The organism is Krasilnikovia sp. M28-CT-15, from assembly GCF_047159595.1.
Classification (GTDB): Bacteria; Actinomycetota; Actinomycetes; order Mycobacteriales; family Micromonosporaceae; genus Actinoplanes.
In genome coordinates this window covers 1,073,139-1,094,336 of record NZ_BAAGAK010000001.1, presented here as the reverse complement: position 1 = coordinate 1,094,336, position 21,198 = coordinate 1,073,139, and the positions used below count along the sequence as shown (strand labels likewise).

Below are 21,198 nucleotides of genomic sequence, written 5' to 3'. Positions count from 1 at the left end.
CGGCTGTGCCACGCGCCAGGCCGGGCGATCCGCGCCGTAACCGCGGGGAACTTACACCTCGGAGGTTGGAGAATCATGACCGCTGCGTCCGGCGGAGCACAGACGGCGGGGCGCCCCGCGCGTCTGCCGCGCTCCGCGCGCCGTAAGCAACTGCTGGCCGCCGCGCAGCAGATCTTCGTCGCGCAGGGCTACCACGCCGCGGCGATGGACGACATCGCCGAGCGGGCGGGCGTCTCCAAGCCGGTGCTGTACCAGCACTTCCCCGGCAAGCTGGAGCTGTATCTGGCGCTGCTGGACGTGCACTGCGACTCGATCATCGCCAAGGTGCGCGGTGCGATGCTGGCCACCCCGGACAACAAGGAGCGCGTCCGCGGCGCGGTCCGGGCGTACTTCGACTTCATGGATCACGAGAGTGAGGCGTTCCGCCTGGTCTTCGAGTCGGACCTGCGCAACGACCCGCAGGTGCGGGAGCGGGTGGAGCGGGTCGAGCAGGGCTGCATCGTGGCGGTGACCGACACCATCATCTCGGACACCGGGCTGAGCACGGACCAGGCCGAACTGCTGGCCTCGGGCCTGGTCGGCGCGGCCGGCCAGTCGGCGCAGTTCTGGCTGGCCAACGGCCGACGCACCAACAAGGAGGAGGCGGAGGCACTGGTCGCGGCGCTCATCTGGCGCGGTATCGCCAGCTTCCCGTTGCAGGGTGAGCCAACGGGAGGAATGGCGCGCGAAATCGGCTAGCCTTCAGACCGGTAGACAACCGGCAGGCCGGTGGATTTCATTCGAGGGAGGACCCCGTGGAGGTCAAGATCGGCGTGCAGTACGCCCCGCGCGAGCTGGTGCTGGAGAGCGCGCAGACGCCGGCCGAGGTAGAGGCGGCGGTGACCGACGCGATGGCCAAGGACAGCGTGCTGACCCTGACCGACGAGAAGGGCCGTCGGGTGATCGTTCCGGTGGGAAAGCTGGCGTACGTCGAGATCGCCGAGACGTCCAACCGGCCGTTCGGCTTCACCACGCGCTGACCCGCGACCGACGGCGGGAGATCTCCGGATTTCCTGCCGTCGGCCTGTCGGGCCTGCGGAACCCCTGCTCTGAGGTGCGCTTTCACTCGGTCAGGTAGACTTGGCCGGTCGCCGTCGGCGTCGATTCGATGTAACCGATGGAATCAGCCGACTGCTGAACCAGGCCCACTGGCTGATCCCGGCCATCGAGCGGCACAGGCAACGTGGTCAATTTGGGCCATGTGGCTGGTATGCGCCATATGGTCGATTCAGGTGATTGGTCGGTCCAGTCGATAGGCGATCTGGGCGAGCGCCGAGCCCATCCGGTTCGGTGCGGCGCCCCCGCCGTGCGCGTGCGGCCCGCGAACGATTTCGCGTGTGGCCCGCGCACCACCCATATCGCGCCCTGGACTTCGACGGGCGCACCACGAGAGGCACCCGCAGAACTCCATGACCGAAATCGAGAACACCGAAAGCATCGAGCAGGAACCCGCACTGGTACCAGTGCTGAACCGAGCCCCCGTCCGCCCCGACAGCCCCACCTTCGCCGAACTCGGCGTCCGTACGGAAACGGTCGAAGCCCTGGCCGCGGCCGGGATCACCCGGGCCTTCGCGATCCAGGAGTACGCCCTGCCGATCGCGCTGCGCGGCACCGACCTGATCGGCCAGGCCCCCACCGGCACCGGCAAGACCCTCGGGTTCGGACTGCCGCTGCTGGAACGCGTCCTCGCCCCCTCGGAGGGCGCGGACGGCCGGCCGCAGGCCCTGATCGTCGTCCCGACCCGGGAGCTGGGCCTGCAGGTGGCCCGCGACCTGGCCGCCGCCGGCAAGACCCGCGGCGTGCGGGTGCTGCCCATCTACGGCGGCGTCGCGTACGAGCCGCAGGTGGAGACGCTGAAGAAGGGCGTCGAGATCCTCGTCGGCACCCCTGGGCGCCTGCTGGACCTGGCCAAGCAGAAGCAGCTCAAGCTGGACGGCATCCGCGGGCTGGTGCTCGACGAGGCCGACCGCATGCTCGACCTGGGCTTCCTGGAGGACGTCGAGAAGATCCTCGCCATGCTGCCCGACAAGCGGCAGACGATGCTGTTCTCGGCCACCATGCCGGACCCGATCGTCGCGCTGGCCCGGCGGTTCCTGCACCACCCGGTCACGATCCACGCCGGGCACACCCAGGACAGTGGGCCGTCGCCGCTGACCAAGCAGGTCGTCTACCGCACCCACCCGCTGAACAAGCTGGAGATGGTCGCGCGGATGCTGCAGGCCAAGGAACGCGGCCTCACGATGATCTTCACTCGGACCAAGCGGGCCGCCGACCGGGTCGCCGAGGACCTGGACTTCCGCGGCTTCGCGGTCGCGGCCGTCCACGGTGACCTGGGCCAGGGGGCCCGGGAGCGGGCGCTGCGCGCGTTCCGGGCCGGGAAGATCGACGTCCTGGTCGCCACGGACGTCGCCGCCCGCGGCCTGGACGTCTCCGGGGTCACCCACGTCATCAACTACGACTGCCCGGAGGACCCGGACACGTACACCCACCGCATCGGCCGCACCGGCCGGGCGGGCGCCACCGGCGTCGCGGTGACGTTCGTGGACTGGGAGGACATGCCGCGGTGGGTGCTCATCGACAAGTCGATGGGGCTCAACATGCCGGAGCCGCCGGAGACGTACCACACCAGCCCGGCGCTCTACACCGACCTGGACATCCCGACCGACGTCACCGGCACTCTGCCCACCGCGGAGCGCAGCCGCGCGGGCCTGTCCGCCGAGGTCGAGGAGGACCTCGGCGGGGGACGCAAGCGCGGCCGCGAGGGCGGGCGCGGGCCGGGCCGGGGTCGCGGCGGGCGTTCCCGCGGCGGCCGCGACGAGGGCCAGGCCGCGACGGAGGAGCCCTCCGGCGAGCCGCGCCAGCGCCAGCGCCGTCGGCGCCGGGTCGACGCCGAGACCGCTGAGGGTACGGAGTCCGGCACGGCCGAGGCGACGCCCACGGGCGAAGCGGGCGACGAGCAGGCCGGCGGCCGACGGCGGCGGCGCGGCGGGAGCCGGGCGGCAGCCGTACCCGAGTTCTCGGACGGCGGTGCCGAAGCCGGCGCGGTGGCCGACGGCGACGCGACCGACGGCGAGTCCGCGGGCCGCCCGAGGCGGCGGCGCCGCCGCGGCGGGCGCGGTGACGACACCGGGACGGCCGGGGCCGACGAGACCGGCGGCGGCTCGGACACCACTGACGCATGACCATGCACACCCGGGGCCGTACCGACGGTACGGCCCCGGGTGGCCATGCCCGACGCGGGACTCAGTCCAGCTCCCGGCGTCGGGCAGCGAAGGCCACGGACCGGCCGGCACGGCGCTTATGAGCCGGTGGCGCCGGTCAGGCGGTACACGGCCGTCCCGCTGGTGAAGACGCCCAGCGCGACCGCCCCCGCGGCGCTGAGCGCCTGCAGCGCGGTGCCGTCCAGGGCCAGCCAGACCTGCCGGGTGACATCCGCGCCGAGCAGTGCGCTGAGCACGATGACCAGGATCCAGGGAAGCCGGTTCATGTTGGATCGACCTTTCACAGGGTTCGGTTGACGCCCGGCGACACCGGACGGGCCGGGACGCTGGCGCCGCGGCACCTTCCATGAAGCCGATCGGGTGAAATTTCCGCCAGCCGCGAAGGCATGTTCTTCCTGCTCAGAACTCAGATCGGGGTTTCGTCGGGCGACGAGAACGTCCACAGTGCTGGCATCATCGACCGGTTCGCCGCCCACGATGAGAGAAGCAGACCGTGCCCGATCCCGACAGGTCACCGGCGCCGCTGAGTGCACTGCTCAATGAAATGATCAGCCGCTGGTACCTGGTCGAGTTCCCCCAGGCCAGGCGGCGCGGCACCAAGGCGCCGCAGGGCGCGTACGCCCGCCTCGGTCAGGCGATCGGGAAGGCGGACAAGCAGGTCAGCAAGATCGTGAACGACACGTTCGAGAAGAACACCCGGGAGCTGAGCCCCGAGCGGTCCCGCAACGCGTGGCCCGCGGTCGTGCAGATGGTCCAGGTCTGCGTCAGTGCGCCGGAGCAGGCGAAGTGGACGCAGCGGCTGGCCGGACTGTGGATGGCCGCCGAGGGCGGCGGTGTGGAGCGCCCGCCCGGCTACGTCGACGACATCCGCACCCCGGACGGGCAGTTGCTGCCAGCCATGACAGACCCCGCCCAGACCGACCGCGCGGACCTGAAGGCGCCACTGCTGCACCGTCAGCTCGCCGCCCAGCACAGCCTGCTGGTGCGGCTGCGTGACCAGCACCGGCGGCTGCGCGACCGCGACCAGGCCGCCCGGATCACCCACCACCGCCAGCAGGCCGCCCAGCACGAACGCGTCCAGCACCTGACCGAGGAACTCGAACACGCCCAGCAGGACCTGCGGGCCACCGAGCGCGGTCTCGCGCAGCTGCAACACCTGCTCGACACCCGCGAACAGGAACTCGCCGAGCAGTCTGAGCTCCACGAAGCACAGCGGCAGGCGGCCACCGACACCCTCCGACGGCTCGAGCACGAACAGGCGAACCTCCTGCAATACCTGCTGGCCGAGCAGACCCGGCAGAACCAGCGCATCGAGGCGATGCTCGACGGCGCCGCCGCCGAACGCACCCGGCTGGAGGCGGAACGCGACGCCGCGGCCCGGTTCGCCGCGGACGAAGCCGCGCAACGACGCGAGCTGCAGCACCGGCTGACGGCCGCGGACCGGGAACTGGTCGCCGCACGCGCCCATATCGACCAGCTCACCGCCGAACTCGCCGAGCACACCACCACGATCGCCAGGCTGACCACCACCGGCACCCGCGACGCCGTGCCGGCAGCAGCGCACGAACCGGCCGGGGCAGGCGGCGCGTCGAGGCCTGCCGCCGGCACGGGCGTGCCCGCACCGCGGCACCACCGGTCCCCCGCTGGTCACCAGGACAGCGCGTTCCCCGCGAGCCCGGAGTTTTCACCGGCCCGCGAAATCCCCGCCGACCTCGGCAGCGGCGCCGCCATCGACCCGCCGGTTCAGCGACCGGCGCCGCCCGTACCCGGATCGCGGCCCGCATCCGCGCCGCGGCGCAGCTGGCACAAGGTCCTCGGGATGGTCGCCGTCGTGACCGGTATTCCCGGACTCGGGATCCTCATCGTGAACACGGCGGGACTTCCCGAAAAGCTCGACTACGCCAGCGGCGACCGGCCGACCGTGACGGGGGAACCGGGGGAGGCCGCCTGCGTCGGCGACGCCTGCGTGGTGGCGCCGGGCACCACCACGCTGGCCTGGAAGCTCACCCCGGCCTCCCGCGCGATCACCACCACGCTCACCCCGGTGGACGGCCCCAAGCCCGGCAAGACCACCGTGGGTGGGTGGCTGCGGCTCACCAAACCCTGCCCGGGCAGCACCGTGTCCTGGCAGGTGGACGTCAATCGATCGGCCGCCACCCACGGGACCCTCACCACCGACCACCCGGAGCAGAGCCTCGACTACGCCACGTCCTGGACGCTGCACGACGTGACCTTCCACGCCACGCTGACCACCGGCACCTGCGAGACCAGCGTCGAATGGACCACCGGTCACCACTGACCGCCGGTGCGATCTTCAAGATCGGTGGAGTAGCCCGCGAGGTGCCGGGCGACCGCCGGGCAGAATGGGGGGATGCCGCAACCCCTGGACGCCGTGTTCGCCGAGCTGCGCGAGCTGCTGCTGGATCCGGCGCTGACCCGGGCGGTGGCCGCGGGCCGCCGACGCGGACTGACCCCGTCGGTCACCCGCGCCGAACTGCGGCCCGTCGCGCTGAAGGCGGGCACCCGGCTGCAGATCGTGACCGATGACGGCGCCCGCCCGTACACCAGGAATCTCGCGGGTGCGCAGGCCGCCGCCGCGGTCGACGCGCTGCTGGCCGAGCCGTTCGGGAACTGGCACGTCGAGACGGACAGCGCCACGGTGCAGGTGCGCGTCACCAAGAAGGGCGACGCCCAGGTGCACCGGGCCGCGCGCACGACCACGGCGGTCGCGCAGGGCCACGACCGGGCCAAGCAGTGGCTGCTCGACCCGGGGGACCCGTTGTTCGCGGTGGTGGGCGGGACGGCGGCCAAACGCCGCCAGGTGGACGCGTTCCTGCGCGCGCTGGCCGCGACGCTGCCGGACGATCCGGCGCGGCTCCCGTCGCCGCTGCGGGTCGCGGACCTGGGCTGCGGCAACGCCTACCTGACCTTCGCGGCGTACCGGTATCTGCAGGACCGGGGCGCGAAGGTCCAGGTCGTGGGCGTCGACGTGCGCGAGGACCAGCGGGTACGCAACACTTCGCTCGCCCGCGAACTCGGGTGCGGCGACGACGTGACCTTCGTGGCGGGCACCATCGCGGGTGCCGAGGTGACCCCCGCGCCGGACCTGGTGCTGGCGCTGCACGCCTGCGACACCGCCACGGACGAGGCACTGGCCCGCGCGGTCGGCTGGCAGGCCCGCTGGGTGCTGGCCGCCCCGTGCTGCCACCACGACATCGCGGCCCAGCTGAAGTCGGCCCCGGCCCCCGGGCCGTACGGCGAGCTGACCCGCCACGCGATCCTGCGGGAACGGTTCGCGGACGTGCTCACCGACGCGTTGCGCGCGGCCCAGCTGCGGCTGCGCGGCTACCGGGTGGAGGTCGTCGAGTTCGTCGACTCGGCGCACACCCCCCGCAACATGCTGCTGCGGGCCCGACACACCGGCGCCGCCCCGACCGAGGCACAGCGCGCCGAGTACGCGGCGCTGACCGCCCAGTGGGGCGTGACGCCCGCCCTGGAACGCCTGCTCGGCCCGGCCTGAACCGGCGCGCCGAGCACCGCTCAGCTGACCGTCACGCTCCACGCCGCGGTGTGGACCGCGCCGGCCACCTGGAAGTCGAAGAACATCCGGTACCGGCCCGGGCCCGGCGCGGCCAGCCAGAACTTCACCTTGCCGTCGATCAGCTGCGCCTCGGGGTGGACGTGCACGTACCCGACGTCGCCGTCGCGGAGCACCACCAGGTGCCCGTACGCGCCGAGGTACGGCTCAAGCGTGACCGGGCCGCCGTCGACGGAGGTCACGGACATGAGCAGAGGCTCGGCGACGCCCGCCTGCGGGGTCCCCTCGTACGTGACCGTGAAGCGGTCCGTGGTCGCCGACGTGGCGGGCGCGGGCAGCGGGACCGGGCGGTAGTCGCCGGGCACCGTCAGATCGACGCCGAGCGTGGTGGGCACCTGGTTGCCGCCGACGGCGGCGGTGAAGTCCGCGATGGCCCGGTAGCTGCCCGGGTCCGGCAGGACGAGGTCCACCGTCCAGATGCCGTCCGGCGCCATGGTGGGGTGCAGGTGCTGGTAGACGGAGAGGTCGCGGCGCACCACCACGAGGTGCAGCGGCTTGGCGTGCACCGTGGCGTACGTGGTGACCGGCGCGCCGCCGGACCCGTTGATCCGGAAGCGGAACGGCTTGGCGACGCCCGCCGGGAACGTGGTGATCCCCTGCTCCGGCGCGAGCGTGAGGCCGGAGGCGGTGACCGCGAGCCCGCCGACCGCCTCGCCCGGGTTCGCGGTCGCGGCGCCGCCGACGGTGTGGGTGTGCGGGGCGTTCTCGTTACCGGTCATGCCCGGGTGCTGGGCGGTCGACGCGGCGGGGTCGCTCGCCGCGCCGGAACCGTTGCCGGAGGACCCGGTCAGGCGGCCGATGCCGTACCCGGCGAAGAGGACCACGACGAGCAGCGCGCCGAACGCGGCCAGCCGGAACGTGTCCCGGTCGCCCGGGGTCCCGGCCTGGGCGGCGGGTGGTGGCGCGGGGGCCTGCTGGTCAGGCATCGGCCAGCTCGTACCCGGCCTCGTCCACGGCCGCGCGCACCGTGTCGGTCGTGAGCGGCTGGGTGCTGGTCACCGTGACCGCCCCGGTGCCGAGGTCGACCTGGACGTCCTCGACGCCCGGCAGGGAGCTCAGCTCACCGGTCACGGCCTGCACGCAATGCCCGCAGGTCATTCCGGTCACGGTGTAGGTGGTGGTGACGGACATGGCGATTCCTTTCCCAGGGTGTGCGCCGGGCCGCAGCTCCGGTGGCACCGAATTGACCCTGCGGTCCGCCGCGTGGCGGCTCGCGTGCAGGCTCAGGAGCGGACGAGGCGGGCGATGGCCGCGGAGGCCTCCTTGACCTTGGCGCTGGGATCGCCCGCCCGGGCAGCGTCGACGACGCAGTGGGCCAGGTGATCCTCCAGCAGGCCCACCGCGACCGCCTGCAGGGCCCGGGTGGCGGCCGAGATCTGGGTGAGCACGTCGATGCAGTACGTGTCCTCGTCGACCATCCGCTGCAGGCCACGGATCTGGCCCTCGATCCGGCGCAGGCGGCCGAGCAGGGCCGCCTTGTCGCCCGAGTATCCGTGCGGGCCGGGGTGGGCGGGCGCCTCGGCGGGGCCGATGTCGTCGGACATGCCCGTCAGCATACCCCCTACCCGTATGGTTCATCCGCGGACCCGGTCACCTATGGCGGCCTGCCCCGTTATCCCGGTGTGCCGTACCCCCCGATCATCCGAGTGGGCCTAGCCGTGCTCGCCGCCGTCCTCGCCGTCACCGGCGCCGCCCCGCCCCGTGCCGCCAGCGCGGACCGGCCGAGCGGGGCGGACCTGGACCGTCGCATCGTGGCCGCCTCCCGGCAACTGGAGCTGGTCGTGGAGCAGTACAACGATTCGCGGGACGGCCTCGCCCAGACCAGGGTCCGCTCGCGGGCGCTGACCGGACGGCTGGCCCCGATGCAGCGCGACCTGCGGCAGCGGCAGCGGCTGATCGGGGGCATGGCCGCCCGGACGTACCAGCAGACGCGCAGCGGGCCGACGATGGCGCTGCTGACCTCGCGCACCCCGCACCAGTTCGTGGACCGGCTGCTGGTCCTGGAGATGCTGGCCGGCCAGCAACAGCGCGCGCTCGCCGACCTGCGGACCGCCCGCGCGCGGGTGCTGGACGCCCGCCGCACCCTCGCCCAGCTGGCCGACCGGCAACAGCAGGAGCAGATCCGGCTGACCGCCCGGCGCGCGACCATCGAGGGTGAGATCGCCGCGCTGCAACAGCTGCGGCAGGTCGCGTACGACGGTGGCTCCCGGTTTACCGAGACGGAACCGCTGCCCGCGCCGACGTACGTGCCGGGGCCGGCCGGGCGGGTGGTGGCGTTCGCGTACGCGCAGCTCGGCAAGCCGTACCGGTGGGGTGGCTCGGGCCCGAACGGGTACGACTGCTCCGGGCTCAGCTCGGCGGCGTGGCGCGCCGCGGGCGTACACCTGCCACACAACTCCGGCCGCCAGTACGGCGTGGTGGCCTCGCTGCGCCGCGACCAGCTGCACCCAGGGGACCTGGTGTTCTTCTACGGCCGGATCAGCCACGTCGGCATCTACATCGGCGGTGGGCGGATGATCCACGCCCCGGAGTACGGGGAGAACGTGCGCGTCTCATCGATCGACTCCATGCCCATCCACGGGTACGGCCGACCCCGCTGAGCCGGGTCGGGTCAGCCCGCCACGGCCAGCGCCAGGGGCAGGACACCGGACGCACCGGCACGGCGCAGCGCCCGGCCCGCCAGCACCATCGTCCAGCCGGAGTCGACGAGGTCGTCGGCCAGCAGCACCGGCCCGTCCAGATCGGACAAGGCGTCGGCGACCTCGTCCGGCACGGTGAACACGTCGTGCAGGGCGCGGACCCGCTGGGCGCTGTTGCCGCGCGGTCCCGGCGTCGGAGGGCCGGTGCGGGTCAGGGTGCCGAGCAACGGTAGCCGGCCCACCGCGGCGACGTGCGCCGCGACGCTGTGCACCAGCTGCGGGCGCCGCGCCGAGCCCACGGCCACCACGGCGGCGGGCCGCTGCTGCCACCGGTCGTCGCCGTGCGCCCAGCTCTTGAGTACCTCGATCACGGCCGCGGCGACCTCGTCGGGCACCGGGCCGTCCGGGGCGTCCGGGGCGAGCAGGGTGCGCAGCCGGTCGCCCCAGCCGAGGTCGGAGAGGCGGCCGAGGGCCCGGCCGGGCGCCACCTGCTCGCCCGGGGCGATCCGGCCCTTGAGCGGCACCCCGACCGCTTCGAGGCCGGTGGGCCACATCTTCTTCGGCGCGATCTCGACGCCGGGGCGCCCCAGGAACGCGTGGGCGGCGGCCAGGGACTCCGCGGACACCTCCGCGTCGAACTGGGGACCCGCGCAGTTGTCGCACCGCCCGCATCGGACGGCCTCGGGATCGTCGAGGCAGCGGCGCAGGAACTCCATGCGGCAGGCGGACGTCTCCGCGTACTCGATCATGGTTTGCTGTTCGGCGGTGCGCGCCTGCGCGACCCGCCGCAGCCGCTCGGTGTCGTAGGTCCAGGGCTCGCCGGTGGCGAGCCAGCCGCCACGGGTGCGGCGCACCGCACCGTCGACGTCGAGCACCTTGAGCATGAGTTCGAGCCGGGTCCGGCGCAGGTCCACGATCGGCTCCAGCGCGGGCGTGGACATCGGCCGGTCCGGCGACAGCGCCGCCAGCACGGCCCGGACCTGCTGCTCCGGCGGGAAGGCCAGCGACGCGAAGTACCGCCAGATCGCCGCGTCCTCAGGGCCGGGCAGCAGCACCACCTCGGCGTGCGTGACCGCCCGGCCCGCGCGCCCGACCTGCTGGTAGTACGCGATCGGTGAGGGCGGCGCGCCCAGGTGCACGACGAACCCGAGGTCCGGCTTGTCGAAGCCCATGCCGAGCGCCGAGGTCGCCACCAGCGCCTTGATCTTGTTGTCCAGCAGGTCCTGCTCGGCGGCGCGGCGCTCGGTGTCCTCCACCTGACCCGTGTACGAGGCCACCGCGAACCCACGCGTGCGCAGGAACTCCGCCGTCTCGGTCGCGGCCGCCACGGTCAGCGTGTAGACGATGCCGGAGCCGGGCAGCCGGTCGAGGTGGTCCGCCAGCCAGGCCAGCCGGTGCGCCGGATCGCCCAGGCGCAACACCGCCAGGCGCAGCGAGTCGCGTTCGAGCGTGCCGCGCAGCACCAGGGCGTCGCCGAGCTGGTCGGCCACGTCCGCGGCGACCCGGGCGTTCGCGGTGGCCGTGGTGGCCAGCACCGGGGTCCGCGGCGGCAGCCCCGCCAGGAACGTCCGCAGCCGCCGGTAGTCGGGCCGGAAGTCGTGGCCCCAGTCGGAGACGCAGTGCGCCTCGTCCACCACCAGCAGTCCGGTGCTGGCCGCGAGGCCGGGCAGCACGGTGTCGCGGAAATCCGGATTGTTCAGCCGCTCCGGGCTGATCAGCAGCACGTCGACCGCACCGGCCCGGATCTCCGCGGTGATCTCGTCCCACTCGTCGAGGTTCGCCGAGTTGATCGTGCGGGCGCGGATGCCGGCCCGGGCCGCCGCCTCCACCTGGTTACGCATGAGCGCCAGCAGCGGCGACACGATCACGGTCGGGCCGGCGACCGGCTCACCCGGCTCCGCGGCGACGCCGTCGCGCAGCAGGGCGGTGGCGACGAAGTAGACCGCCGACTTGCCCCAGCCCGTGCGCTGCACGCACAGCACCCGGCGCCGGTCGACGACCAGCGCCTCGATCGCCCGCCACTGATCCTCGCGCAGCACGGCGTCCGGCCCGGCCAGGCGGCGCAGCACCTCCTCGGCGCACTCCCGGACGGCGGTGCGCTCGGCGGGGGTCATCTCAGCCATCGGGCATGTCTACCAGCCCCGAGGCGCGGCGGCCCCGCGCGCACCCCCCTCATCGTCGACCTGAGGAAAACGCAGTGACGGATTGGTGACCCAACGTCCGCGAAATGCATTCTGCTGGTACCCCTGGTGCGCCTGTGCACCAAAGTGCCGGTTGACGACTCCCGCCGGACTTCGCATCGGCGGAGCCGGGGCCCGCCTCGGCCGAACGGCGATGTTTTCCAGCCTCGCCGCTCCCGCCGGACCCCCGCCCGATGTGTGAGCTGGCCACTCGGCTGATCATGATCCACGGGCTGGAGCCGATTCCCCCCATATGTCGCTCGCTGGGGCCCCCACCGGCACCGGCAGCCCACGCAGGGCTGCCGGGTCGCTGGTCGTCGCCCTCGCACGGCACCGCGCCCGCCTGACGATCGTGGCGGCGCTGGCCGTCGTGGCTCTGCTGGCCGGCTTCGCCGTCACCGCGCCCGCCCGCGCGGCGATCGACAGCGTCACCGTCTCGTTCCCCGATACCCAGGTGGGTCCGACCGGGGTGCCCTACTCCCGGACCATGACCGCGACCGGCGGCACCAGCCCGTACCTGTGGTCGGCCACCGGCCTGCCCACCGGACTGAGCATCGACGCCGACACCGGCACCATCGCCGGCACACCCACCGTCGCCGCGACCCTCAGCACCAAGGTCACCGCCACCGACGCGATGGGCATCAGTGGCAGCACCACGTTCACGTTCGTGACCGGCGTGATCGTCCCCTTCCCCGGCCACCGCGGCAGCATCGCCGGAAACGCCGTCACCGATCTGGCCCTCAGGGCATCCGGCGGCACCGGCACCTACACCTGGACCGCCACCGGCCTGCCCCCTGGCCTGACCATCGGCCGCACCACCGGCGTGATCTCGGGAACCCCGACCACTGCCGGCTCCTACCACATCACCGCCACCGCCACCGATGGCGGCGGACTCAGCGGTGCCACGGGCTTCAACTGGGGTATCGGCGGTCCCCCGGCTCTGACCAACCCCGGGCCGACCGCCGCCTCGCTCGGCGTACCCATGTCGCAGCCGCTCACCGTCACCGGCGGCGAGGCCCCCTACACCTGGGCCGCTTCCTACCTGCCCGCCGGACTGTCCATCAACACCACCACCGGCGTCCTCTCCGGCACCCCCACCAGCATCACCGAGACCACCGTCAAGATCACCGTCACGGACAACCTCCAGATCACCGCCACCATGTGGTACCCGATCACCGTGACCCACCCCGTCACAGTCGCCACCCCGGACCCCCAGAACGACCCGCCGGGCAGCACCATCTCCACCGCCATCACGGCCACCGGGGGCACCGGCAGCTACACCTGGACCGCATCCGGCCTGCCCGACGGGCTGAGCATCGATCCCAGCACCGGAACGGTCACCGGAACGATCACCGGAACCGGCACCCGTACCGTCACCGTCACCGCCACCGACACCGCCGGCCGCACCGCCACCACCACCTTCACCTGGACCGTCGGCCCGCGGGTCACGGTCACGAGTCCGGGCAGCCAGGTGGGTCCGACCGGGCTGTCCTACTCCCGGACCATGACCGCGACCGGCGGCACCAGGCCCTACCTGTGGTCGGCCACCGGCCTGCCCACCGGTCTCACGATCGACTCCACGACCGGGGTCATCTCCGGGACCCCCACCACCGCCGGAACCACCACCACCAAGGTCACCGCCACCGACGCCACCGGCATCACCGGCAGCACCACGTTCGCGTTCGTGACCGGCGTGATCGTCACGTTCCCCGGCCACCGCGGCACCGCCACCGGCGCCACCAGCACCAACCTCACCCTCAAGGCCGCCGGCGGTACGGGCACCTACACCTGGACCGCGACCGGCCTGCCCCCGGGCCTGAGCGTCGACCCCACCACCGGCGTCATCTCGGGAACCCCGACCACCGCCGGCACCTACAACATCACCGCCACCGCCACCGATGGCGGCGGACTCAGCGGCGCCACCGGCTTCAAGTGGAACGTCGGTCCCGCCCCCACACTGACCAACCCCGGCCCGACCGCCGCCTCGCTCGGCGTACCCATGTCGCAGCCGCTCACCGTCACCGGCGGTGAAGCGCCGTACACCTGGGAAGCCTTCTACCTGCCCGCCGGACTGTCCATCAACACCACCACCGGCGTCGTCTCCGGCACCCCCGCCAGCATCACCGCGACCACCGTCAAGATCACCGTCACGGACAACCTCCAGATCTCCACCACCATGTGGTACCCGATCACCGTGACCACCCCCGTCACCGTGGCCAACCCGGGCCCCCGCAACGACCTCACCGGGACCACCGTGTCCAGCACCATCACCGCCACCGGAGGCACCGGCACCTACACCTGGACCGCCACCGGCCTGCCGCCCGGCCTCACTCTCGACCCCACCACCGGCACCATCACCGGAACCATCACCGAGACCGGCACCGGCACCGTCACCGTCACCGCCACCGACACGGCCTCCCGCACCGGCACCACCACCTTCACCTGGACCGTTCCGACTCCGCTGGTCCTCACCGGGCCCGGAGCACAGACAGGTCAGACCGGTACGCCGGTGAGCCTCAACCTGACCGCCACGGGAGGCACCGGCGCGTACACATGGGTGGCCACCGGCCTCCCGGCCGGTCTGACGCTGAACCAGACCACGGGCGTCGTCTCGGGAACGCCCTCCACGGTGGGCAGTTCGTCGGTGGCCGTGACCGTCACCGACGCCGCCCAGCGCAGCGCCACCGCGACGTTCACCTGGGCGGTGGCGGCACCGGTGGGCGGCGGGACCGACCCGTCTCCCTCCCCGTCACCCACGCCCACGCCGTCACCGTCACCCACGCCGTCGCCCACACCCACGCCATCGCCGTCGCCCACGCCGACGCCCACACCCACGCCGACGCCGACGCCCACGCCATCGCCGTCGCCCACGCCGACGCCCACACCCACACCCACGCCGACGCCGACGCCCACACCGTCGCCCACGCCCACGACGAAGATGCTCGTGTTGCCGGTCACCAGCACGCTGACGGTCTCCGCCGCCCGCGTCCCGGTCGGCAGGGCCGTCATCCTCACCGGGTCGCTGCGCATCAACGGAGCCGCATACGGCGCACAGGCGGTGCAGTTGTGGGCGAAGACGCCCACGACCACCTGGCGGGCGGTCGGCGCCCAGACCACCACCCCGGCCGGGACCGTCACGTTCGTTCCCAAGCCCACCGTGCACACCACCTACCTGCTGCGATGGACCGGCACCGGCTCGGTCGTCTCCACCACGGGCACCGAGGTGCGCGTGACCCCGGCCGGCGCCATCGACAGCACCCAGACAGCCGTGAAGGTGAACTCCGCGGTGACGGTCTCGGTGAAGCCGCTCAAGGCTCGCGCCAAGCGCGTCTACACGGTCAAGGGCACCGTCAACCCCGGCGCCCGGGTGAAGGTGTCGCTGTACGTCGGCAAGGCCCTGGTGGCCAGCACGTACGCCACCACCAAGGGCGTATTCACGATCAAGACGAAACGCCTGACCCGCGGCACCCGCTCGTTGCGGATCGTGGCGGCCGGGTCCACCCTCGCCTTCACCGCAACCAGCGCCGCCTGGAAGGTCCGCGTCTCCTGAACGCCCCGGGCCTCCTGAACGCCCCGGGCCTCCTGAACGCCCCGGGCCTCCTGAACGCCCCGGGCCTCCTGAACGCCCCGGGATGGCGGAGAGGCCTCAGCGGCCCAGCACCGAGCCCCCGTTGACGTTGATGATCTGACCGGTGACGTACCCGCCGCCAGGACCGGCCAGCCAGCGGGCAGCCTCGGCGATGTCGCTCGGCTCGCCGGACTGCTTGACGAGGGTCGCCGCGACCCGGGTCGCGTGACCCTCCGCGGTCATCCGGTCGGCGAAGAACTCGGTGTCCGCCACGTACCCGGGGGCGATCACGTTGGCGGTGACACCGTCCGGGCCGAGCCGGGTGGCCAGCTCGAACATCCAGCCGTGCAGCGCGGCCTTCGCCGCCGCGTACGGTCCGGCCCCGCCGCGCTGCGCCGCCTGGGAGCTGGTCAGGATGATGCGGCCGCCGGGACGGCGCATCCGGGGCAGCAGCGCCTCGGTCAGCAGCACCGCGGTGATGACGTTGACGTCGAACGCGGCCCGCCACTGCGCCGCCACCGCGGGCAGCCCGGTGCCGTCCTCGGAGGTGAACCCGCCCGCGTTGTTGACCAGCACGTCCACCGCCCGGTCGCCGACCGCCTCGGCCACCGCGCCGATCTGGTCCGGGTCGGTCAGGTCCGCGGTGACCGCGGTCGCCTGCGGCCCGATCCACGTCACCGCCTCCGCCAGCACCTCGGGGCGGCGGCCGACGATGATCACGTCGTACCCCTCGCCCGCCAGCATCCCCGCCGTCGCCCGGCCGATGCCCGTACCGCCCCCGCTGACCACCGCAAGCCTCGTCATGCCCTGACTCTAGATCGCGACCTGTCCGCGGAACCGGCGCGGTCAGCCGCCCCGGCCGCCGGGGTACACCCCGCTGAGCAGACCGGAGCGGCACGTCAGACGAGGCGCGGAGCTGTCACGAACCCGCGTCCACCCACCCCGGGCACCGTCTCGACGTCCAGGTCGGCGCCGTTCCCACCGGTCGGGCCAGGACTCGGCACACCGGCGCCCGGGACGCCGGCCGGTGTCTCACCGGTCCCGATCATCGAGGTACGCCCCCGGGTCTTGCCGGATCCCGCGCCGCCGTCCGGGCGGGCGGCCGGTGCGGTGGCGGCACCGGATCCGGCGCCCACGCCGCTGCCGGTGCTGCGGTCCGTGCCGCGCCCGGCGGTCCGCCCGTCGCCCGCGGCCTCGGTGACCGGGGCGTCGTCGGTGTCGTCCGTAGTGGTCGCCACGCCCAGCACCTCGGCCCGGCACGGGCTGCCGTCGAGCGTGAACGCCAGCGGCAACGGGTTGGTCTTCCGGTACGCGCCGTGCAGCGTGACGGACACCCCCCGGCGTGGCTCCAGTGTCGTGCCCGCGGCGGCGCGCAGGACGACCTTGCGGCCCCGCTGGGTGACCGTACGCGGGGGGTCGACGACCCGCTGGCTACCCGGGTAGAGGAACGACATCCGCCAGCCGCGCATCACGCGTTCGCTCGTGTTGAAGACGGACACGAATGCCTCGAAGCCGGTGCCGGTGTCCTGCCGGACCTGGTAGCGGACCTTGCAATCCGGGCGGCGCAGCGTCACGGCGGACGTCCCGGGGCCCGCGGCGGCCGCCTGGTTGTCGTCCACGTCGGTGGGTTCCCGCGTCGCCGACCAGGCCACCCCTACGGCCACCAGCAGCGTCAGGGTGAGCGCCACGGCCTGCAACCCGTGCCGGGCCGCGAGTGCCGCCCAGCGGCGCCCGGCGCCCCCGCCGCCCCGGCCGTCGCCGGGCAACCGCTTGCCGGCCGCCACGTGGCGGCGGCGCAGGCGGCCCCCGGCGAACAGGCCACCGCCGAGCGGCCGTGCGGTGCCAAGCCGCAGGGCCGCGCCGATCCGCAGCCCGGCCCGGAGCCGCAGCACGCGGACCGCGGCCCGGACCGGACGGTCGCCGCGCGCGGGTGGCCCGCTCGGCTCGGCCGCGCCGGTCCCCTTCGTGCCCCGGGCTCCGGGCCGGGCCGGGGCTCGGGACGACATCCGGCGCCAGGTGATCGCGGGCCCGCCGGTCCGCGCGGGTCGGCGCGGCGCGGTCCCGGCGCGCGCGGTACGCCGGTCGCCGAGTCCGTGCGCGGCGCGTCGGGCGGAGGCTTTGGCGACGTGCACCACCGAGGGCACCGCCGTAGTCGGGGCGGTCGGTGGCCCGGCCTTCGCGGGCGTCCGGCCAATCGACGGCTCGGCCGTCGTCGCGGCCTGGCCAAGCGATGGCTTGGCCTCTGCCGGAGGGGTCGGGGATGGCGTCACGGCCCGGGCGGCGAGCGGTGGTGCGACCTCCGGCGCGGCGTCGGCGCGGCCTGCGGGCCACGCGTTGGGGACGGTCGCGTCGAGATCCACCGGTACGGCGGCCCGGGCCGCGCCCCGTTCCGGGCTCCCGACCGGCGGGATGATCGGCTGCACCCCGATGATCTCGGCAAGGGTGTGCGCCACCTCCGCCGCCCCGGGCCGGTCCTGCGGGTCCTTGGCCAGGCACCGCAGGCAGACCAGCGCCACCTCCACCGGCATCCCCGGCAGCTCCGGCACGGGTTCGGGGTCGGCGTACAGGTGGGCGCGCAGCGCCTCGGTGGTGGTCTCGGCGGGCCACGGCAGGCGGGCGGTCAGGGCCCGGTACAGCAGCAGCCCGAGGGCGTACACGTCGGTGGCGGGCGAGACCTGGCCGCCCGCGAGGCGCTCCGGCGCCAGGTACGCGGGGGTGCCGAGCAGGCTGCCGTCGGGGGCCGAGTCCCGCTGGCCCACCAGCGCCGAGATGCCGAAGTCGACGACCTTGGCGCCGGACCCGGTGAGCATCACATTGGCGGGCGTGACGTCGCGGTGCACGACACCCCGGGCATGCGCGGTGGCCAGCGCCGACGCCACGTCGACCGCCACGGCGATCGCCTCGCGCCAGGGCAGCGGGCCGTCGCGGCGCAGCCGGGCGCCGACGGACTCGCCGTCGTTGAGCTCCATCACCACGTACGGGACGGTGAGCCGTTCGGACAGCGGGGACTCCCCGAAGTCGAAGATCCCGGTGATGTGCGGGTGGCACAGCCGCGCCGCGGCCAGCGCCTCCTGGCGCAGCCGGTCGCGGAACGCGGCGTCGCGGGCGAGTTGCGGGGACAGCACCTTGACCGCGACCTCGCGGCCGAGGATCTCGTCGAAGCCTCGCCAGACGACGGACATCCCGCCGGTGCCGAGCCGCTCCACGAGGCGGTATCGGCCCCCGATGTGGCCGGTGTCCTGTCTGCCGCCCCGCGCCACCCACCCCATGAGCCGATTGTTGCCCGGGCGGCCACCCCCGGACGGGCCGTCCGCGAAAACGGTGCGAACTCGGCCGCGCTCTTCGAACACGCGACGGAGGCGGTTCGAACACGCGGCGCAGGCTCAGCCCGCCAGGAGCTGATCCACCGGCGCGTAGTCGTCCGTGAGCACCCGAGCGTCGCCGACGAAGGCGGCCAAGTCCCGCCCTTCCAGCACGGCGACGGACTGATCGACCTCGGCCAGCCGGGCCCGCAGCACGGTCAGCGGCAGGGGCCGGGCGGCGGCGAGGATGACGAAGTTCGCCCCTGCCGGACCGGTCAGCGCGGCCGGCGGCGCGACCAGCGCGACGTACGGGAAGACCGCTGCGACCGTGGCCAGTTCGGCGCGGATGAACCGGCGCGGCGGGTAGTCGATGACGTTCTGCGCGTACCAGCCGCCGGGGCGCAGCACCCGGGCGACGTCGGCGGCCATCTCCCGGGTGGCGAGGTGCCACGGGACGACGAGGTGGCCGAACGCGTCGCCGACCACCAGGTCGTACCGGGCGCCGCGCTGGGCGGCCAGCCCGACTCGCGCGTCGCCGACACGGACCCGCAGGTCAGAGCCGGTACGCAGGCCCAGTTCGCGCCGATCCAGGTCGACCAGGGCGCCGTCGAGTTCCAGCACCTGCTGGTCGCTGCCCGGCCGGGTGGCGCGCACGTACCCGGGCACGGTGAACCCGCCGCCGCCCAGGTGCAGGGCGGCGATCGGGGCGCCGCGCGGGGCCAGCACGTCGGCGACCGCGCCGAGCCACCGCACGTACGCGAACTCCAGGTGGGTGGGGTCGGCCAGGTCGAGGTACGAGTGTTCGGCCGAGTTGAGCACCAGGGTCCGCCCGCCCGGCACCGCCGGGTCCCGCTCCACGCGGGCACAGTGGTACGCCGTCTCGATGTCACACGGGGTCGGCGCACTCGCCCCCAGGCCCGCCGCCAGCAGCCCGACCGTGGTCACCACCGCGCGGGCTCGTGGCCGCCCGGCCTCGTGACGGCGCAGCCAGGCACCCAGCGCAAGCCCGCCCGCCCCGAGCAGCCCGGCCAGGCCCAGCACGATCCAGCTGCTGGGCAGCGCGGCCACCAGGACGAACCCGGTGACCAGGGTGGCGGTGATCGCGCCGAGCGTGCCGACGCTGGAGAGCCGCCCGACCACCCGCCCGGTCCGGTGCAGGTCGCGCAGTTGCAGCTTGACCACGAGCGGGGTGATGCCGGAGAGCAGGAAGGCGGGCGGGAAGACCGCGAGCGCGGCCAGCACCAGCACCGCCGAGGCGGCACCGCCGCGCAGGATCTCCCCGCCGAAGCGGACCAGCGGCAGGGTGAGTGCGGTACCCAGGGCGGCGAGGATGAGCGCCGGAGCCAGCAGGGCGTGCGGGTCGTACCGGTCGGCCAGCCGCCCGCCCAGCCAGGTGCCGTACGCGATGGCGCCCAGCGAGATGCCGATGACCGAGCTGCTCACCTGCAGGGTGATCCCGACGTACGGGCCGACCAGCCGCAGCGCGACGATCTCCAGCACGAGCACGGCCCCGCTGGCGGCGAAGACCAGGGCGGTGGCCAGTCCCGACGGCAGCGCGCGCGGTGGTGCGTCCATCGCGCGGATGTTACCGGCCGGAACCGGTCAGAGGACGGACAAGTGGACGTGGTTGGTGTGCACGGCGGCCGGGCCACCGGAGGCGCTGTACGCCCGCCAGCCCGTGTTGGGCAGCCAGATCTGCCGGAACCAGATCACGTACATGACGCCGAGCCGGGACGCGTTCTTGACGAAGTATCCGGCCAGCCGGTCCCCGTACGCCTTGTCGCCGCCACTCGCGGCCACGTTGCGGAACGTGCTGGCGTTGGCGGAGAAGTCGCAGGCCCGGCCCTTCGGATGTTCCCCGGAGTCGCGATGGCTGAAGCACGAGGTGTAGTGGTTGAAACCGGCGCTACGCGCCTGCTGGTACGCGTTGAGCAGCCGGGGCGTGATGCAGCCCGTGGTCGTCGGGTCGTTGACCGTGCACGACTCCTTCGGCCACGACCCGTTCGAGGTGCGGGGCGCGGGCTTGGCCAGCGGGGAGTCGGCGTCGATGAAGCCGCCCGCCACGCTGCCGCCGCCGACGCTGGCCAGCGCCGCCTCGGCCTCCTTCTTCTTGCGGGCCAGGATGTCGACCTGCTTCTGCTGCTCGCCGATCTCGCGGCCGATCGCCCGCTGCGCCGCCTTCGTGGTGTCCACGGCCCGGCGGTAGTCGGCGAGGGCGCGGCCGTCCAGTTGGGCCATCGTGTCCAGCCGGGACATCCGTTCCAGGAACGTGTCCGGGGAGCTGCTGTTGAGCAGCAGCGTCATGGTGGTGACCCGTCCGTACCGGTAGGCGCGTCCGGCGGTGACCTCGACCTGGGTCTGCATCCGGGCGGCGTCGGCCTGTGCCCGCTTGAGGGTGCCGCCCAGCTGGATCTGGCGCTTCTTGGAGGCGTTGAGCTTCGCGGTGGCTTCCAGATGGCCCTTGGCGGCCGACTCCAGGGCGTCGCGCAGCGTCTTCGTGCCGCCCTCCGGGTCGGCGTGCGCCGCGGTCGGCGCGACCATCAGGAACGCGGCGAGGACGGCCAGCAGCACGACGGGCACGGACCAGCACCGCCGAAGGAGAGTCGCCGCCACGGTCTACCTCCACCAATCATGAGCGCCGGTGACTCTAC

The 21,198-nt window shown here is 73.6% G+C and carries 16 protein-coding genes; 7 read left to right on the top strand and 9 right to left on the bottom strand.

All coding sequences use genetic code 11. From position 1 onward, the window contains the following. Positions 1-75: 75 nt before the first annotated feature. The 3 genes from ACMCNO_RS05195 (at position 76) to ACMCNO_RS05185 (ending at position 3,221) form a co-directional block, all read left to right on the top strand. On the top strand, positions 76-738 hold the full coding sequence (locus ACMCNO_RS05195; protein WP_412748282.1) for a TetR/AcrR family transcriptional regulator: 663 nt from the start codon (positions 76-78) through the stop codon (positions 736-738). Positions 739-794: 56 nt separating this feature from the next. Then, entirely contained in the window at positions 795-1,019 is a 225-nt protein-coding gene (locus ACMCNO_RS05190; RefSeq protein ID WP_412748281.1) for a DUF3107 domain-containing protein, read from the top strand. Between the two features lie 429 nt (positions 1,020-1,448). Beyond that, positions 1,449-3,221: a DEAD/DEAH box helicase gene (locus tag ACMCNO_RS05185; RefSeq protein ID WP_412748280.1), complete on the top strand. Its 1,773-nt coding sequence runs from the start codon at positions 1,449-1,451 to the stop codon at positions 3,219-3,221. A gap of 116 nt (positions 3,222-3,337) precedes the next feature. Here the strand turns inward: ACMCNO_RS05185 and ACMCNO_RS05180 are convergent, their stop codons facing one another. After that, complete coding sequence (locus ACMCNO_RS05180) at positions 3,338-3,526, bottom strand: hypothetical protein (RefSeq protein ID WP_412748279.1); 189 nt, start codon at positions 3,524-3,526, stop codon at positions 3,338-3,340. Between the two features lie 227 nt (positions 3,527-3,753). Between ACMCNO_RS05180 and ACMCNO_RS05175 the strand changes: the two genes are divergently transcribed. Both ACMCNO_RS05175 and ACMCNO_RS05170 read left to right on the top strand, forming a co-directional pair. Then, positions 3,754-5,559 (top strand): hypothetical protein, encoded by a 1,806-nt coding sequence (locus ACMCNO_RS05175; RefSeq protein ID WP_412748278.1) that lies wholly within the window; start codon positions 3,754-3,756, stop codon positions 5,557-5,559. Between the two features lie 72 nt (positions 5,560-5,631). Then, entirely contained in the window at positions 5,632-6,780 is a 1,149-nt protein-coding gene (locus ACMCNO_RS05170; RefSeq protein WP_412748277.1) for a class I SAM-dependent methyltransferase, read from the top strand. A gap of 20 nt (positions 6,781-6,800) precedes the next feature. Here the strand turns inward: ACMCNO_RS05170 and ACMCNO_RS05165 are convergent, their stop codons facing one another. The 3 genes from ACMCNO_RS05165 to ACMCNO_RS05155 all read right to left on the bottom strand — a co-directional run bounded on the left by ACMCNO_RS05165 (position 6,801) and on the right by ACMCNO_RS05155 (position 8,402). After that, entirely contained in the window at positions 6,801-7,784 is a 984-nt protein-coding gene (locus tag ACMCNO_RS05165) for a hypothetical protein (RefSeq protein WP_412748276.1), read from the bottom strand. Then, positions 7,777-7,989 (bottom strand): heavy-metal-associated domain-containing protein, encoded by a 213-nt coding sequence (locus ACMCNO_RS05160; protein WP_412748275.1) that lies wholly within the window; start codon positions 7,987-7,989, stop codon positions 7,777-7,779. The genes ACMCNO_RS05165 and ACMCNO_RS05160 overlap by 8 nt, the downstream gene beginning before the upstream one ends. A 92-nt stretch (positions 7,990-8,081) precedes the next feature. After that, the gene (locus ACMCNO_RS05155; protein WP_412748274.1) at positions 8,082-8,402 is read right to left on the bottom strand and encodes a metal-sensitive transcriptional regulator; all 321 of its coding nucleotides are present in this window, start codon (positions 8,400-8,402) and stop codon (positions 8,082-8,084) included. 102 nt (positions 8,403-8,504) lie between these two features. Here ACMCNO_RS05155 and ACMCNO_RS05150 point away from each other — a divergent pair, with 102 nt between their 5' ends. Further along, positions 8,505-9,458, top strand: a complete 954-nt coding sequence (locus ACMCNO_RS05150) for an NlpC/P60 family protein (protein WP_412748273.1) — start codon at positions 8,505-8,507, stop codon at positions 9,456-9,458. Positions 9,459-9,469: 11 nt separating this feature from the next. Here the strand turns inward: ACMCNO_RS05150 and ACMCNO_RS05145 are convergent, their stop codons facing one another. Next, positions 9,470-11,611 (bottom strand): DEAD/DEAH box helicase, encoded by a 2,142-nt coding sequence (locus ACMCNO_RS05145; protein WP_412753620.1) that lies wholly within the window; start codon positions 11,609-11,611, stop codon positions 9,470-9,472. A 319-nt stretch (positions 11,612-11,930) separates the two neighbouring features. On the opposite strand from ACMCNO_RS05145, the gene ACMCNO_RS05140 reads away from it, so the two are divergent. Continuing rightward, the gene (locus tag ACMCNO_RS05140) at positions 11,931-15,227 is read left to right on the top strand and encodes a beta strand repeat-containing protein (RefSeq protein WP_412748272.1); all 3,297 of its coding nucleotides are present in this window, start codon (positions 11,931-11,933) and stop codon (positions 15,225-15,227) included. A 96-nt stretch (positions 15,228-15,323) separates the two neighbouring features. On the opposite strand, the gene ACMCNO_RS05135 is transcribed toward ACMCNO_RS05140, so the two are convergent. The 4 genes from ACMCNO_RS05135 to ACMCNO_RS05120 all read right to left on the bottom strand — a co-directional run bounded on the left by ACMCNO_RS05135 (position 15,324) and on the right by ACMCNO_RS05120 (position 21,115). After that, positions 15,324-16,049 carry an SDR family NAD(P)-dependent oxidoreductase gene (locus ACMCNO_RS05135; RefSeq protein ID WP_412748271.1) on the bottom strand — a complete coding sequence of 242 codons (726 nt, stop codon included), beginning with the start codon at positions 16,047-16,049 and terminating at the stop codon, positions 15,324-15,326. 95 nt (positions 16,050-16,144) lie between these two features. Next, the gene (locus tag ACMCNO_RS05130; RefSeq protein WP_412748270.1) at positions 16,145-18,514 is read right to left on the bottom strand and encodes a protein kinase domain-containing protein; all 2,370 of its coding nucleotides are present in this window, start codon (positions 18,512-18,514) and stop codon (positions 16,145-16,147) included. A gap of 114 nt (positions 18,515-18,628) precedes the next feature. Then, entirely contained in the window at positions 18,629-20,122 is a 1,494-nt protein-coding gene (locus tag ACMCNO_RS05125) for a fused MFS/spermidine synthase (RefSeq protein ID WP_412748269.1), read from the bottom strand. Between the two features lie 27 nt (positions 20,123-20,149). Beyond that, positions 20,150-21,115 (bottom strand): coiled-coil domain-containing protein, encoded by a 966-nt coding sequence (locus ACMCNO_RS05120; protein ID WP_412753619.1) that lies wholly within the window; start codon positions 21,113-21,115, stop codon positions 20,150-20,152. Positions 21,116-21,198 lie beyond the last annotated feature (83 nt).

Coding starts and splice junctions, on each gene's coding strand:
- ACMCNO_RS05195 (WP_412748282.1), top strand. CDS start 76: ATGACCGCTGCGTCCGGCGGAGCACAGACGGCGGGGCGCCCCGCGCGT.
- ACMCNO_RS05185 (WP_412748280.1), top strand. CDS start 1,449: ATGACCGAAATCGAGAACACCGAAAGCATCGAGCAGGAACCCGCACTG.
- ACMCNO_RS05180 (WP_412748279.1), bottom strand. CDS start 3,526: ATGAACCGGCTTCCCTGGATCCTGGTCATCGTGCTCAGCGCACTGCTC.
- ACMCNO_RS05170 (WP_412748277.1), top strand. CDS start 5,632: ATGCCGCAACCCCTGGACGCCGTGTTCGCCGAGCTGCGCGAGCTGCTG.
- ACMCNO_RS05165 (WP_412748276.1), bottom strand. CDS start 7,784: ATGCCTGACCAGCAGGCCCCCGCGCCACCACCCGCCGCCCAGGCCGGG.
- ACMCNO_RS05160 (WP_412748275.1), bottom strand. CDS start 7,989: ATGTCCGTCACCACCACCTACACCGTGACCGGAATGACCTGCGGGCAT.
- ACMCNO_RS05155 (WP_412748274.1), bottom strand. CDS start 8,402: ATGTCCGACGACATCGGCCCCGCCGAGGCGCCCGCCCACCCCGGCCCG.
- ACMCNO_RS05145 (WP_412753620.1), bottom strand. CDS start 11,611: ATGACCCCCGCCGAGCGCACCGCCGTCCGGGAGTGCGCCGAGGAGGTG.
- ACMCNO_RS05140 (WP_412748272.1), top strand. CDS start 11,931: ATGTCGCTCGCTGGGGCCCCCACCGGCACCGGCAGCCCACGCAGGGCT.
- ACMCNO_RS05135 (WP_412748271.1), bottom strand. CDS start 16,049: ATGACGAGGCTTGCGGTGGTCAGCGGGGGCGGTACGGGCATCGGCCGG.
- ACMCNO_RS05130 (WP_412748270.1), bottom strand. CDS start 18,514: ATGGGGTGGGTGGCGCGGGGCGGCAGACAGGACACCGGCCACATCGGG.
- ACMCNO_RS05125 (WP_412748269.1), bottom strand. CDS start 20,122: ATGGACGCACCACCGCGCGCGCTGCCGTCGGGACTGGCCACCGCCCTG.